This is a genomic window from Marisediminitalea oceani (genome assembly GCF_003731635.1).
Taxonomy (GTDB): domain Bacteria; phylum Pseudomonadota; class Gammaproteobacteria; order Enterobacterales; family Alteromonadaceae; genus Alteromonas; species Alteromonas oceani.
This window is the reverse complement of record NZ_RCUA01000087.1, coordinates 86,189-100,183: the sequence shown is the minus strand read 5'-3', so window position 1 is coordinate 100,183 and position 13,995 is coordinate 86,189. Positions and strand designations below refer to the sequence as shown.

General features: G+C 49.7%; 18 protein-coding genes. 7 read left to right on the top strand and 11 right to left on the bottom strand.

Features of this window, described 5'->3' with window-relative positions:
• Positions 1-14 precede the first annotated feature (14 nt).
• The 4 genes from D9T21_RS21970 to D9T21_RS23195 all read right to left on the bottom strand — a co-directional run bounded on the left by D9T21_RS21970 (position 15) and on the right by D9T21_RS23195 (position 2,977).
• Positions 15-926: an ornithine carbamoyltransferase gene (locus tag D9T21_RS21970; protein ID WP_123327300.1), complete on the bottom strand. Its 912-nt coding sequence runs from the start codon at positions 924-926 to the stop codon at positions 15-17.
• A gap of 1 nt (position 927) precedes the next feature.
• A complete protein-coding gene (argB, locus tag D9T21_RS21965) occupies positions 928-1,719 on the bottom strand; it encodes an acetylglutamate kinase (RefSeq protein WP_123327299.1) in 792 nt (263 codons plus the stop codon).
• Positions 1,712-2,731, bottom strand: coding sequence for an N-acetyl-gamma-glutamyl-phosphate reductase (gene argC / locus D9T21_RS21960; RefSeq protein WP_123327298.1), 1,020 nt, complete (start codon positions 2,729-2,731; stop codon positions 1,712-1,714). Before argC ends, argB begins: the two co-directional genes overlap by 8 nt.
• A 123-nt stretch (positions 2,732-2,854) precedes the next feature.
• On the bottom strand, positions 2,855-2,977 hold the full coding sequence (locus D9T21_RS23195; protein ID WP_277423869.1) for a hypothetical protein: 123 nt from the start codon (positions 2,975-2,977) through the stop codon (positions 2,855-2,857).
• A 241-nt stretch (positions 2,978-3,218) separates the two neighbouring features.
• Here D9T21_RS23195 and D9T21_RS21955 point away from each other — a divergent pair, with 241 nt between their 5' ends.
• A complete protein-coding gene (locus tag D9T21_RS21955) occupies positions 3,219-3,635 on the top strand; it encodes a methylglyoxal synthase (protein WP_123327297.1) in 417 nt (138 codons plus the stop codon).
• Positions 3,636-3,645: 10 nt separating this feature from the next.
• Here the strand turns inward: D9T21_RS21955 and D9T21_RS21950 are convergent, their stop codons facing one another.
• On the bottom strand, positions 3,646-4,038 hold the full coding sequence (locus D9T21_RS21950; protein WP_123327296.1) for an energy transducer TonB: 393 nt from the start codon (positions 4,036-4,038) through the stop codon (positions 3,646-3,648).
• 104 nt (positions 4,039-4,142) lie between these two features.
• On the opposite strand from D9T21_RS21950, the gene D9T21_RS21945 reads away from it, so the two are divergent.
• Positions 4,143-5,123, top strand: a complete 981-nt coding sequence (locus tag D9T21_RS21945) for an alpha/beta fold hydrolase (RefSeq protein WP_123327295.1) — start codon at positions 4,143-4,145, stop codon at positions 5,121-5,123.
• A gap of 55 nt (positions 5,124-5,178) precedes the next feature.
• Positions 5,179-5,643, top strand: coding sequence for a tRNA (uridine(34)/cytosine(34)/5-carboxymethylaminomethyluridine(34)-2'-O)-methyltransferase TrmL (gene trmL, locus D9T21_RS21940; RefSeq protein WP_105936200.1), 465 nt, complete (start codon positions 5,179-5,181; stop codon positions 5,641-5,643).
• 6 nt (positions 5,644-5,649) lie between these two features.
• On the opposite strand, the gene D9T21_RS21935 is transcribed toward trmL, so the two are convergent.
• From D9T21_RS21935 to D9T21_RS21915, 5 genes are read right to left on the bottom strand one after another with little or no spacing between them, the layout of a single operon-like run.
• Positions 5,650-6,435 (bottom strand): hypothetical protein, encoded by a 786-nt coding sequence (locus D9T21_RS21935; RefSeq protein WP_123327294.1) that lies wholly within the window; start codon positions 6,433-6,435, stop codon positions 5,650-5,652.
• 36 nt (positions 6,436-6,471) lie between these two features.
• On the bottom strand, positions 6,472-7,473 hold the full coding sequence (gpsA, locus tag D9T21_RS21930) for an NAD(P)H-dependent glycerol-3-phosphate dehydrogenase (RefSeq protein ID WP_123327293.1): 1,002 nt from the start codon (positions 7,471-7,473) through the stop codon (positions 6,472-6,474).
• A gap of 7 nt (positions 7,474-7,480) precedes the next feature.
• Positions 7,481-7,987 (bottom strand): protein-export chaperone SecB, encoded by a 507-nt coding sequence (gene secB / locus D9T21_RS21925; RefSeq protein WP_123327292.1) that lies wholly within the window; start codon positions 7,985-7,987, stop codon positions 7,481-7,483.
• 39 nt (positions 7,988-8,026) lie between these two features.
• A complete protein-coding gene (gene grxC / locus D9T21_RS21920; protein ID WP_105936197.1) occupies positions 8,027-8,284 on the bottom strand; it encodes a glutaredoxin 3 in 258 nt (85 codons plus the stop codon).
• A gap of 20 nt (positions 8,285-8,304) precedes the next feature.
• Positions 8,305-8,730, bottom strand: coding sequence for a rhodanese-like domain-containing protein (locus D9T21_RS21915; RefSeq protein WP_105936196.1), 426 nt, complete (start codon positions 8,728-8,730; stop codon positions 8,305-8,307).
• Between the two features lie 345 nt (positions 8,731-9,075).
• Here D9T21_RS21915 and gpmI point away from each other — a divergent pair, with 345 nt between their 5' ends.
• The 4 genes from gpmI (at position 9,076) to D9T21_RS21895 (ending at position 13,289) form a co-directional block, all read left to right on the top strand.
• The gene (gpmI, locus tag D9T21_RS21910) at positions 9,076-10,611 is read left to right on the top strand and encodes a 2,3-bisphosphoglycerate-independent phosphoglycerate mutase (protein ID WP_123327291.1); all 1,536 of its coding nucleotides are present in this window, start codon (positions 9,076-9,078) and stop codon (positions 10,609-10,611) included.
• An 8-nt stretch (positions 10,612-10,619) separates the two neighbouring features.
• A complete protein-coding gene (locus tag D9T21_RS21905) occupies positions 10,620-11,777 on the top strand; it encodes a murein hydrolase activator EnvC family protein (protein ID WP_123327290.1) in 1,158 nt (385 codons plus the stop codon).
• A gap of 135 nt (positions 11,778-11,912) precedes the next feature.
• On the top strand, positions 11,913-12,731 hold the full coding sequence (locus tag D9T21_RS21900; protein ID WP_164464813.1) for a divergent polysaccharide deacetylase family protein: 819 nt from the start codon (positions 11,913-11,915) through the stop codon (positions 12,729-12,731).
• A gap of 141 nt (positions 12,732-12,872) precedes the next feature.
• Positions 12,873-13,289 (top strand): MerC domain-containing protein, encoded by a 417-nt coding sequence (locus D9T21_RS21895; RefSeq protein ID WP_123327288.1) that lies wholly within the window; start codon positions 12,873-12,875, stop codon positions 13,287-13,289.
• Between the two features lie 2 nt (positions 13,290-13,291).
• On the opposite strand, the gene D9T21_RS21890 is transcribed toward D9T21_RS21895, so the two are convergent.
• Positions 13,292-13,990 (bottom strand): glycerophosphodiester phosphodiesterase, encoded by a 699-nt coding sequence (locus D9T21_RS21890; protein WP_123327287.1) that lies wholly within the window; start codon positions 13,988-13,990, stop codon positions 13,292-13,294.
• Positions 13,991-13,995: the final 5 nt, after the last annotated feature.

Below are 13,995 nucleotides of genomic sequence, written 5' to 3'. Positions count from 1 at the left end.
AATGAGTGTCCTGACTAGGCTCCAAGTAAATGGGTTAAAATTGCGTTTTGGCCGTGCATCCGGTTTTCAGCCTGCTGCATTAACAACGACGCATCGCTGTCCATCAGGCTGCCGGTAATTTCCAGGTCGCGGTGAGCAGGCTGACAGTGCAACACGTGGGTTGCACCGGTCAGTTCCATTAGGGCTTCGTTAACCTGGTACGGCATGAATTTGTCTTTAATGGTTTCAAGTGGCGTGTCATCGCCCATTGATAACCAGGTATCGGTGTAAATCACGTTGGCGCCTTTGGCTGCCGCAACGTCATTTGACTCAACGATTTTTACGCCGGTCTTGGCGGCGATAGCTTTGGCCTGAGCAACCATCTCAGGGCTGGCTTCATGGCCTTCAGGAGTCACAACTACCTGATGACAACCCAGCAGCGCGCCTACGATAAGCAGCGAATGGGTAACATTGTTGCCATCGCCCACATAAGCCATGGTCAGGCCTTCACAACTGCCAAATTTTTCGAACAGGGTGAGGTAGTCGGCTAAGCCCTGACAAGGATGGTATTTGTCGCACAGCGCGTTGATTACCGGAACCTTGGCCGCTTCGGCAAAGGTTTCCAGCGTGCTGTGAGAAAATACCCGGGCGACAATGGCATCTGCCCAGCAAGCCAGGTTAGCGGCCACGTCTACTGAGTCCTCACGACCAGCCAGCTTGTTGGACTGACTGTCTAAGTAAACCATGTGTCCGCCTAAACGGTTAATACCAATATCGAAGCTGACGCGCGTACGCAGCGATGGTTTTTCAAACAGGGCAACAATGGACTTGCCCGCCAACGCCTGTGAATAAGCTTGTGGCGCCTGTTTAATTTGTACCGCTAATGACAATAGCTCCTGCATTTGCTCTGGTGTCCAGTTAGCAAACGTCAATAAATCCTGCTTCATTTTATACTCCAGATGTCTGGGAGGCCGGAATTACGCGGGTTCCGGTTTGATTGTCCAATATTGCTGTCAGCGGCGCTGACCAGTTTGCAATAGTTACCGGCTTAGCCAGTTCGGTGGCGGCCTGCATTGCTGCTGCCACTTTAACCAACATGCCGTCTTTGATCACGCCTTTAGCCACTTCTTCATCAAGCCGTGGCTGGTCGAGTTCATGTATCAGTAGTTTGTCGCCATCAAATACGCCGTCAACGTTTGACAGCAGCAACAGATCGCCGCCCATCAGTTCAGCAATTACAGTGGCTGCCTGATCGGCATTAACATTGAGCAAACGCCCCTCGGCGTTGCTGCCAATCGAGCTTATAACGGGCAGAAAGCCGGCGCTGAGCAGCTGATTAAGCAACTCTGGTTTGCCGGCAGCCGGTACGCCCACTGCGCCGTAATTTTCATTCAGTACTTTACAATCGGTTATGCCACCATCCAGCAAAGATAGTCCCACCGGTGTGATACCGGCACCAATAGCCAGGCCGCATAAACTTTTATTGGCACTGCCAGCCAGTGCGCCACAAACAAATGGCATTTGTTCATCGGGGGTTACCCGTAAACCGTCGATCTTGGTACTGGTAAGTTGCATGGCGGCCAGTAAGGTTTCCACCAGCGGGCCACCGCCATGGACTAATATTACCGGACGCTGGCTTTGCAGTGTTTTGATCTCAGCCAATAACTGGCCGGCAATCTGAGGATTTTCCAGCAGAGCGCCACCCACTTTTATAACCACCGGCGATGATATGTCAGCCATTGATTAATCCCTCGGTCGCCGGGAAACCCAGCGCTAAATTGGCACACTGCATGGCTTGCGAGGCCGCGCCTTTCATCACGTTATCGATGGCACTGGTAATCACGGCGTAGCCTGATTGCTCGTCGACTTTCCAGTGCAGATCGCAATACGGCGTATGCGCAACATCATCAATTTTAGGGAAACTTTCGCGCAAACGCACAACAGGCTGGTCACCATACACTTCGCTATACAGATTATCCAGTGTCGATTGGCTGGTACCACTTGCTAGCTTAACGGTAACCGTAGCCAGGATCCCACGTTTGAAATTACCCAGGTGCGGTGTGAAGATAACGGGCGTACCCAGGTGGAGTTCGATCTCCGGCGTATGACGATGACCCAGCACCCCATAAGCCTGCAGGCTCACTTCATAGAAACTGGTACCAAGGCTGGCTTTACGACCGGCACCACTTACGCCGGAAACGGCATTGATGATTGGGCGTACGCTGTTGTCCAGCAGACCGGCATCGTGTAAAGGTTTTAACGCCAGCAAAGAAGCGGTGGGATAACATCCTGGAACCGCCACAATACTGGCCTGGCTGATGGCATCGGCATTGTATTCAGCAAGACCATAGACCGCCTGGGCCAGACATTCCTGCGAGGTGTGCGCAAAGCCATAGTGTTTGGCAAACACTTCGGTGTCTTTGAGGCGGAACGCGCCAGACAAATCGAATACTTTAGCTTTACCGGCAGATAACTCAGCCATCCAGTCGTGGCTGGCTTCGTGAGGGGTGGCCAGGAATATCGCATCCATAGAGTCTGCCAGTTCGGCCAGACGGTGCGGGGCTAATGGCTCAAGTACGTGTTGGGTCAGGTGCGCGAGGTTACCGTGCAGCTGGGCAATCGTCTTGCCGGCATCCTGACTGTTTTCAGACACCAGTACATGCTGCAAGGTCATGTGTGAATGTCCACTGATTAAACTCACTAACTGCGCCCCGGTATAGCCGCTGGCGCCTATCACTGCTACGTTAAACATAATCTGATCGTTTGAAATTGATTGGTTACAAAATTAAAAAAACACTTTTTACCTTTGTGTTGGTGCTTGTGAGCAGGCCGATAAAACCACAAAGGTAAAAAGTGCGCTACGCATACTAGTGCATTACTTCTTCGGCGTTGATGAACTCCATCGTCGCCACAGGCACTGCATAGTGTAGCCAGCCAGGGGAGAGCTAAACTGTGATAAAGCAACCGCAGGGAAATGCCGGTTGGTTTTAATATTCATGTCCTAATCCTGTCATTTTCTTCCGCTACACTGATAGTTTAGTCAGGCACAGACAATGTGCGGAATCTTAATTGCTGCTAATGATACAATCTTGGCATATTTATGCAATAATTTTGTATAAATATTTAAAGGAAATGAATGGCTTTACGGTTTTTCAACAATTTATGTTGTATTTCTTGCCGGATGTAGCAGGATTTGCCATAGTTCGCCAAAAATCATACAAATAAAAACAGGATATCCCATGACAGCCCGCACTGTTGCTCTGGTCGCCCACGACCACAAAAAAGCCGAATTACTCCAATGGGTCAAACACCACAAGGCGTTATTAGCCCCGTTTAATCTGGTTGCCACTGGCACAACGGGGAAATTAATCAGTGATGAAACTGGTTTGTCAGTGCATCGCTATAAAAGCGGGCCGCTCGGCGGGGATCAGCAAATCGGGGCACTTATCGCGGAAAATAAGCTCGATGCGTTGTTTTTCTTTTGGGATCCACTCAATCCGGCGCCTCACGACCCCGATGTTAAAGCGCTGCTGAGATTGTGTTCTGTATGGAATGTTCCGGTAGCCTGTACCCCGGCTACCGCCGATCTGGTGGTCACTTCGCCCTTGTTCAGCGATGCCGGTCATCAGCGTCTGGTGCCGGATTACGGTAAGTAAACACCGCCATTTAGTCGCTAAGGTTAAACTCCAGTAACACCATTACGCCTGGTACAGCCTGTGTTTTGCCGCCTTTAACGGCGGGTTTATAGCGCCATTTAGCCAGTGCCCTGCGAGCTTCGCGGTCGAAGATCCCTTTGGGGCTGGCGTCGAGCACCGCAATATCGCTAACGCTGCCATGCTTATCGATGTTGTAAGACAGCATAACCCAACCTTCCAGGCCGTCGCGGGCGGCCTGAGACGGGTATTTGGGGTCAATACGCACAATTAAACTGGATTCGGCCAGCTCAATATCATCGGCAGACATTGTGGGGGCTTGTCTTGGCGGTTGGGTGGCTGCCCAGGCTGTGCTACAAAACGCTATTAACGCGCCCAATCCCAGCATCCTGATTGCTTTGTTCATTCGATTTTCCTTTTTCGTGAATGTCGCTATAACCAAAATTACATTGCCATCAGGGGGGGATTAATTCAAGCTGAACACCATTTGGCAACATCCCTGTAAATCCTATGACAGAGCATAACTGGTACCTGTGTACCGAATCCCGGTTAGAACAACAATTCTCAGAGCACATTGTGCCGTTCTGGCAGACGCATGTGACCCAGGGAAGTTTTCAGGGAAACGGTGATATCAGAGTTAGTTATGCCTTCTGTGTTCCCGAGCAAGCCAGGCAATCGGTGCTTATCAGCTCTGGCCGCATTGAATCACTGCTTAAATATAAAGAAGTGATTTATGAGCTTTACCGCAACGGTTTTGCGGTATTTGTGCTTGATCACCGGGGGCAGGGGCTGTCTGGCCGTATGACGGTTAATCCTCACCAGGGATACATCGACGATTTTCAGCACTATGTGGATGACATGTGCCACTTTATCGATGAGATTGTTACCCCACAGCAGCGCGGGGCGTTAAATCTGCTGTGCCATTCCATGGGCTCAGCCATTGGTGCGCTAACTATCCTGCAACGGCCTGCCCAGTTTAATCGGGTGGTATTTGGTTCGCCCATGTTTGGGATTCGTCCGGCTTTACCCGAATGGCTGGCTAAAGTTTTAATCGGAGTTAACCGCTGCGCCAACTGGCTGCTGCCGGGGAGTTCGGGCTATTTTTTTGGTCAGCGCGATTATCATGCCGATGATTTTATGGTTAACCGGCTTACCAGTAGTGAGATACGTTATCAGTTATTCAGAAACCTGTACGCTGAACAGCCCGAGATTCAGCTAGGCGGAGTAACTCCGCAATGGCTTGCCGCGGCCAGTGCCGCCATGTGGAAGGTGGAACAACATGCGCAGCAAATTACATTGCCTGCCCTGGTGTTCGGAGCTGGCGAAGATACCGTGGTCGACAATAAGCGCCAGCAAAGGGTAGTAGCGAACATGCCGGATGCCGAATATATTCTGGTAGAAGCTGCCCGCCATGAAATTCTGATTGAGAAAGACACCATTCGCCAACCGGTGATGAAGCGTATATTCGATTTCTTTAGCAGCGAATTTTGACCGGCTGCACGAAACCTCTCATAATGCCGCCCGACTTAGAAAAGAGTGAACCAGCATGTTAGACATCGTGTTATACCAGCCAGAAATTCCACCTAACACCGGTAACATTATTCGCCTGTGTGCCAATACCGGTTATGCACTGCATCTTATCGAGCCGTTGGGTTTTGACTGGGATGATAAACGGGTGCGTCGGGCAGGGCTGGATTATCACGAGTTTGCAGAAGTTAAGCGCTATGCCAGTTTCGAGCGTTTTCTTGAAGAGCGTCAGCCAGCACGGGTATTTGCATGTACCACCAAAGGCAAAGCGTTTCACTCTGATGTGCAATACAAAAAGGGTGACGCGTTATTGTTCGGGCCGGAAACCCGCGGATTACCCGATGACATCATCGACTCGTTACCGCCCGGGCAACGGGTGCGCATTCCTATGCTGCCAGATAGTCGAAGCATGAATCTGTCGAATGCGGTATCGGTATTTGTGTATGAGTCCTGGCGTCAGTTTGGTTACGACGGTGCGCGTTAAGCCATATTAATTTTTTAGTATGAGAGGTATTGATTCGGCGTCATTTTTATCAAAGCGAAGCCTCTCAAACTGATAGTTGTCGTCTAATTTAACTCGTTTTATCAGATGCGATTTATCTGTATTTGAATCTCGCCAGTTCCAATCGCCGTCAATTAATCGAATATTTGTTAGCCCAAGTCGTTCTAAATCATTAAGTGAGTAGTCGAATCCAATAGACCCTCGTCCAATCATTCTCCAAAAATGATCTATTAGTGAATCAATATGTTGTCCGTATACAGTCAACAGGTTATCTACACCAATTTCGTCGAAAAATAGTGATTCTTCCGTCCTTAAGTTCGTAAACAGCTTCCTAATATCTTGTTCTGACATATTGATTGCAGTGTCTGGTATCCGCCAAGACTGCTGCCAGGCACTGCCATGCCAAAGCAGAATAGAGTCTTTTCTTAAGAACTTATTGACTCCGGCAGGAAAGATATAATTTGCACAAGAGGAGAAACAGAACTTTGTTACTTCAACATCAAGTTTATGGTGATGAATCCAGCGACCTATTTCCAGAGCTTGTTCTATGTCTCCCCCTTTACTGGAAACTAAAAGGCGATTTGGAATTACTGATGCCGACTGAAATGCTTTGAATAGTTCAACTTTTGATTGTTTTGTTATGCCACTATTAAAAACTAGCTGTCCATTTTGTATACCAATGTATTCATTTTCTTGCTCGTGAATAGTGGTATTGTCAGGGGAGGCGCAGCCTACGAGCAATGAATATATTAGAGAGTACCAAAAAAGTCGCATCAATCATCCTTGATTCGTGCTGTAGGGAGATTTATCTCATTCCGACGTTAGCTCTCTGCCCAGTAAGGCCAGGGCGGCGTCTTTAGGCGATTTGCCCTCGTAAAGTACCGCATAAATCTGTTCGCAAATGGGCATTTCCACGCCCAGCTTACGAGCCAGGATAACCACTTCTTCGGTGTTGCGGTAGCCTTCTACTACCTGACCGATTTCTTCCATGGCGTTGTCCACCGATGTGCCTTTACCCAAAGCAAGGCCGAAGCGGCGATTACGGGACTGGTTGTCAGTACAGGTAAGCACCAGATCGCCTAACCCGGCCATACCCATAAAGGTTTCTGGCTGCGCGCCGGCCTGAACGCCCAAACGGGTCAGTTCAGCCAGTCCGCGGGTAATTAACGCAGTACGGGCATTGGCACCAAAACCCAGCCCATCGGCCAGCCCGGCACCAATGGCAATTACGTTCTTAACCGCGCCGCCAAGTTGCACACCGGTAAAGTCGGGGTTTTTGTAAACCCGAAATGAACGGGCGCAATGCAGTTTGGCTGCCATGGCGTCGATAAACTCATCGTCAGTGGAAGACAGTGAGATAGCCGTGGGTAATCCCGCCGCCATTTCTTTGGCGAAAGTCGGCCCTGATAACACTGCCAGCGGGTATTTATCACCCAGCACTTCCAAAGCAACTTCTTTGAGCAGACGACCGCTGCCCGGCTCTAGGCCTTTGGTGGCCCACACAATTCGCTGAGAGTCGTGCAGTAACGGCGCTAATTGCTCAAGCATGCCTTTAAAGGCATGGCTTGGTACCACCACCAGAATATCGCGACTGTGCGCAACAGCAGAGGCTAAATCGCTCTCAACCGAGAGCGCATCGGGAAAGGAGGCGCCGGGCAGATACCGTTCGTTCTGGCGGCTGTCAGCCATAACAGATAACTGTTTGGCGTCTCTGCCCCACAGTACGGTGGGTGTATTGTTACGGGCTAAACAGATAGCCAGAGCAGTGCCATAGGAGCCTGCTCCAAGAACGGTAACCGACGCATCATTCATGGGCGTCTTAGGCGTCCAGTTGTTGCTGAGATGCCTGAGCTTCCTGAGCACGTTTTTGCATGTATGCAGCAAAGATCGCGTCAAAGTTTACCGGCGCCAGGTTTAACGGCGGGAAGGTACCGCGATTAACCAGGTTAGAAATAGTTTCACGAGCATATGGGAACAGCGTGTTCGGACAGAAAGAACCCAGCATGTGCGCTTTGTTTTGTTCTGGCATGTCACCAATCATGAAAATACCGGCTTGCTCTACTTCACACAGGAATGCAGTTTCTTCGCCCATGGTGGCTGTAACGGTAACCGACAGAACAACTTCGAACAGGTTACCATCCAGTTTGTCAGTAGAGGTATCGATGTCCAGTTTGATTTCTGGCTTCCACTCTTTAGTGAAGATACCTGGTGCGTTCGGAGACTCAAAAGAAATGTCTTTTGTGTAGATACGCTGAATGTTGAACTGTGGCGTTTGACCCTGGCCGGCAGCGGCGTTTTCTTGATTGCTTTGGTTTTCTTCAGACATGTTTTTACCTAAGTGTAATTTTAAATTTTATAAGAATAATTAGCTGGCCAGCAGTGGATCCAGTTCTTGCTGTCTTTCCAGCGCAAACATATCATCACAACCACCAATGTGCTGGTCGTTAATGAATATTTGCGGCACTGTATAACCGCCATTTGCGCGCTCAATCATAACATCGCGCAAGGCAGGCTCGGCATCGATGGCATACTCAGTGTATTCAACACCTTTTTGCTGGAGCAGGGCTTTTGCCCGGGTGCAAAAGGGGCAATAAGCTTTGGTGTAGATTTCAACTTTACTCACAATAGCGGCCTTTTGGTTGATTATTTAGCAACGGGTAAGCCGGCCTGAGACCAGGCGTTCATGCCGCCTTTCAGTACATTTACTTTACTGAAACCGTCTTTTGTCATTGCAGCAGCTACGCCGCGTGCGCTGTTACCCATGGCACAAACAACAATAATGGGCGTGTCTTTGTATTTTTCAAGCTTGCTGAAGTTCTTTTCACGAACCTCTTCCGGCTTGATCTGCCGGGCACCGGTGATATGACCTGCCTTAAAGTCGTTGGCAGGGCGGGTGTCAAGAACCACTGCATCTTCACGGTTAATCAGCAATGTCATTTCGTGCACACTGACTTCTTTGACAGAGGAAATCAGACCGCTGACATAGCTGTAAATCAGCATAATAACCAGCGCCAGCCAGATACCCGCCAGTATAATGTTATTGCTGGCAAATTCGATGAGTTGATCCATTACGTCTTCCCAATGCATCGGTTTGTTAAAAAAAGAGTGCAAAGTATATAGAAAAAAACAACAGAAACCAGCTTTGCGCGGAGGAAGCCCAGTTAATACAACGCTAAGCGCGCTAAATTACTGTACTTCGGTTGGTTAATTCACATTCTCAATTAAACTGATTGAGGTATTTTTCAACATCTGCTCTTCAATCCCCTCTAGGGTTTGGTAATATAAATGTATGCCTCGCCCTACGGAACAATCCAAAGCCTGACAATATCGGTACCTAATAATAAGCCGGGCAAGCGGATAACTAACCCGAACAGCATCGCCTGATAAGGGCAACGAAATTTTACAGGAGAACCCATGACGCAATCCAAGAAGACACTGGCACTAATCGTACTCGATGGCTGGGGATATCGTGAGGATGCAGATCAAAATGCCATCCTGGCCGCGAACACGCCAAATCTGGATGCTTTAACCAAAGAGTACCCAAACACGTTAATCAGCGGTTCCGGGCTGGATGTGGGTTTACCCGAGGGTCAAATGGGTAACTCTGAAGTAGGTCATGTTAACCTCGGCGCAGGCCGCGTGGTGTATCAGGACTTTACCAAAGTAACCAAATCCATTGCAGACGGCGAGTTTGAGCACAATCCGGCACTGGTAAAAGCCATTGACGACGCGGTAAGTAAAGATAAAGCGGTACATATTATGGGTCTGCTTTCACCAGGTGGTGTTCACAGTCACGAAGACCATATTTTTGCAGCGCTGAAAATGGCTGCTCACCGCGGTGCGAAAAAAGTTTACTTACACGCTTTCCTGGATGGTCGTGATACGCCGCCACAAAGCGCTGAAGCGTCGCTGGAAAAAGCCGATGCGGTATTTGCTGAGATAGGTTGTGGTAAAACAGCTACTATCATCGGCCGCTACTTTGCTATGGACCGTGACAAACGTTGGGATCGGGTAACAAAAGCTTACGACCTGATTACTCAGGGTAAAGGCGAAGCGACCGCCGATTCAGCAGTTGCCGGATTAAAAGCCTCTTACGAGGCAGGCAAAAACGATGAATTTGTACCTCCAACCGTTATTGGCGAAAGCGTGAGTGTAGAAGATGGCGATGCCATTATTTTTATGAACTTCCGTGCCGACCGTGCGCGTCAGCTGACCCAGGTATTTGTTGATAAAAACTTTGATGGCTTTGAGCTCGCGGTTAAACCAGAGCTTTCGGCCTTTGTTATGCTGACTCAGTACTCGGCAGATTTTGATGCGCCAGTTGCTTTCCCAGCCGAGAAGCTGGTAAATGTGTTAGGCGAATGGCTGGAAAAGCAGGATAAGACCCAACTGCGCATTTCAGAAACCGAAAAGTACGCCCACGTTACCTTTTTCTTCTCTGGCGGTGTCGAGAAAGAATTTAAAGGCGAAGAGCGTATTCTGATCCCATCACCCGATGTAGCCACCTACGATCTGCAGCCGGAAATGAACTCAGAAAAACTCACGGACGAACTGGTTGGAGCGATTGAATCCGGCAAGTTTGACGTGATCATCTGTAACTATCCAAATGGCGATATGGTTGGTCATACCGGCGACTTCGACGCGGCAGTTAAAGCCTGTGAAGCAGTAGATAAGTGTATCGGACGCGTAATTGAGGCACTGAAGAAAACCGGCGGTGAGTGCCTGATCACTGCTGACCACGGTAATGCAGAACAAATGGTAGATAACGAGTCTGGCCAGGCTCATACCGCCCATACCAGTGAGCCTGTACCGTTTATTTACTTTGGTCGTGATGCTGAACCCCGTAAGGGCGGCACACTCAGCGATGTAGCGCCGACGATGTTGCATCTGATGGGCGTTGAGCAACCAGAAGAAATGACCGGCAAAACTATCATGACTCTAAAATCTTAAATAGAGATATGCAGCCCATCATAGTGTTGCTAAAGAACTGTGCCATCAGCCTTGTGCTGGTGGCATTGTTGTATGGGCTATCGCCTGCTGGCCTTGTCTTTGCGCAAAGTAATGACGCCGAGCAGGAACTGGCGGAGCTACAGGAAGAATTAAAAGCCCGTCAACAGGCACTGCAGGGCAGTAAAGCCGATGCCCAGGAACTGCAATTAGTGCTGGAACAATCAGAAAAAGACATCGGTGCAGTGGCCCGGCGGCTCAATAACACAAAAACCGCGTTGGCCGAAAACCGCGACCAGCAGGAAAGCCTCAAAAGCCGGCGTGATGAGCTTGAGCAAGCTATTGCTCAGCAACAGGAACTGCTTGGCGGTCAGCTAAGAACCGCTTTTATCTCCGGTAACTACGACTATGCCAAAATGGTGTTTTACCAGGAGGACGCCGCGCGCTTCGAACGCGTGCTGACTTACTACAAATACCTGAATGAAGCCCGACAGAAAGAAATCACTCAGTTTAAAGCAAGTGTCACCGAGCTGGAGCAGGTTAATGCCGAATTGCAGGCTAAGGCTCAGGAGTTAACCGCGTTGCTGAGCGATCAGGAGCGTCAGCAAAATGAACTGGTTGCCCGCCAACAGGATCGCCAGCAAACACTGGTAAAGCTGCGTAGCAAAATTGCCAGCGAAGAAAGCCGGATTGCGCAGTTAAGAGAAGCGGAACAGGCACTGGTAGAGGCCATCGAGCGTGCTCAGCGGGCCAGTCAGGTGCCGCAGGAGTTAACCGGCTTATCCGGCGAAAAGGGAAAGTTACTTAAGCCTGCCAACGGTACACTGCGGCGTTTATTTGGTAAGCGTCGTCAGGGCCAGGTGCGATGGAAAGGGATCATGATAGATGGCCGCGAAGGCAGTTCGGTAAAAGCCATTGCCCATGGCCGGGTTATTTATTCTGACTGGCTGAGAGGCTTCGGCCTGGTCACTATTATTGAACACGGTGATGGTTATATGTCGGTCTACGGACACAATCAGGCACTGCTGCGCTCGGCCGGTGATGCGGTGGCCAAAGGCGAGACCGTGGCATTACTGGGTCAGAGTGGCGGTCAGTCTTCACCTAATTTGTATTTTGAGATACGCCATAAGGGCAAAGCACTTAACCCGTTACAGTGGCTGGATATTTAGCCTATTCGTATAGCCTGGGCCAGACTGGTATGGATGCAGATAAGGCGGTTGATGGCAGTTGATATTGGTAATTGTGAACCCGGCTGGTATGCTAGCGGCCATAACAATTACAAATAATCAGGTTTAAGTGCGCTCTTGAAACAGCTCGGTATATATTGCGTTATTGTGTGGGGAATGCTGGTTAGCCAGACAACAACGGCTGCCAGTCGTGCGACCGCACATCAGCCATCCCAGGCACCTGCAGAACTTTATATCATCATTGATGATATGGGCTATCGTGCCACCGACGAACGGGCATTCGCGCTGCCTGAATCCGTGACTTTCTCCATTTTGCCCCATACACCGCAGGGCCAGGCTTTTGCTGAGCGAGCACATGCTCAATCCCGTGATGTAATGCTGCATCTGCCAATGGAAGCGCAATCCGACAAACCGCTGGGGCCCGGAGCCATCACCTCTTCGATGTATGCCAACGAAATTACCGCGACCTTTGAGGCTGCTCTTGCCTCGGTACCTTATGCTATTGGCGTGAACAATCACATGGGCAGTGTACTTACGGCATCGGGCCAGGCGCTACACCCGCTGATGAATGTGATTAAACACACCGGGTTATTTTTTGTTGATAGTCGCACCACGCGCTTTACCGTGGCCCAACAGGTGGCCCGTGAAAAACAGATCCCCAATGCCAGACGTCACGTGTTTCTGGATCATGAACAAACCGAAGACTTCATGAATGAGCAGTGGCAGCGGGCGATAGCGCTAACCCGTAAGCACTCTAAAGTGATTATAATTGCTCACCCCCACCCGGGAACCATTGAGTTTCTGCAGGAAAAACTCGCTAATCTGCCGGCACAGCACTTCGTGCTGAAATCAATGCACGACTACTTTGCTAAACCTGACACACCGCAACGTGAATACGCCAGCAGCACTCAGGTAAGTGTTGCCGCGCCTAACTAAACAAACGCTCTTAGCAGGGTTTTAAGCTATTACCCTATGTCATTCGTCGAAATTTGCCGCTATTTGCATGAAGATCGTTGATGGGATCTTGAAAAAACTCAAGGATGTTATATTATAACATCAGCTGAAGGTAAGGTAGTTATGCAATCACCCATCGACAATCCAACATTTTTAGACCGGCTTGGGATCTGGATCTCAAGTCTGTGCGCTTTGCATTGTCTGGCGATCCCGCTGCTACCATTGCTGGCTTCCAGCATGTTCGGCCAAACCTGGTTTGAACGGACCATTTTAAGCTTATCCATTCTTATCGGTAGCGTCGCGCTTATCAGCGGTGCCGTGCGCTATCATGGTAAATACTACCCGTTGTTGCTACTGCTAAGTGGCGGGGTGATTTACTGGTTTAAGGACATGTTTGGTGAGTCCGGCGAGCCCTTTACTATCGCTTTTGGCGCCGGCCTGATTATTCTCGGCCACTGGCTAAACCTGCGCTTGTGCCGAAAGTGTCGATGCTGCAAAGGCAAAGTGGTTTCTCAGCATCTGGCCAGTAATCACCGTTAAGATTATTCCCCGGGGCTAAGTACCTGTCGGGCTATGTCCGGCACATTGGTAAAAATCCCATCTACGCCCCAGGCTTTCAGCATCAGCATATCCTCAGGATAATCCACGGTATACACCAGTACTTTTAAACCTGCCTGACGGGCTTCTTTTACATAGAACTCATCTACTACATCCAGTGCCATATGGAGCGAAAAGGCATCCAAATCGTGGGCAAAACCCAACCCATTCTCGGGATAGGTAGCAGTGAGTGCGCCAATGTGCACCTGCGGCCAGGCGGCTTTAATCTGGCGGATCCAGCGGTGATTAAACGAAGAGATAATCAGGTTTTCAGCCGGGAAGCCGCTCTGAGCAAGGCCCTGGCGAATTTTCTCCAGCCAGCTATCCACATTACTCAGGTGTTTAATTTCCACATTAAGCACGGCGTCTGCGGGCAGAATTTCGAATACCTCTGCCAGATAGGGGATGACTTCACCATTACCGGCATCCAGACTACGCAGGTATGAAAGCGGATGGCTGGTAACCATGCCCTTGCCGTTGGTAGTGCGGTTTAACCAGCGGTCGTGAATAATGACAATTTCATCTTCGACCTGATAAACATCGAGTTCGATACCCGTTGCCTGTTGTGTCATGGCCAGTGAAAACGCGGCCAGAGTATTTTCAGGTGCTGCTGCGCTGGCGCCGCGGTGACCTAAGATCCACATAACGA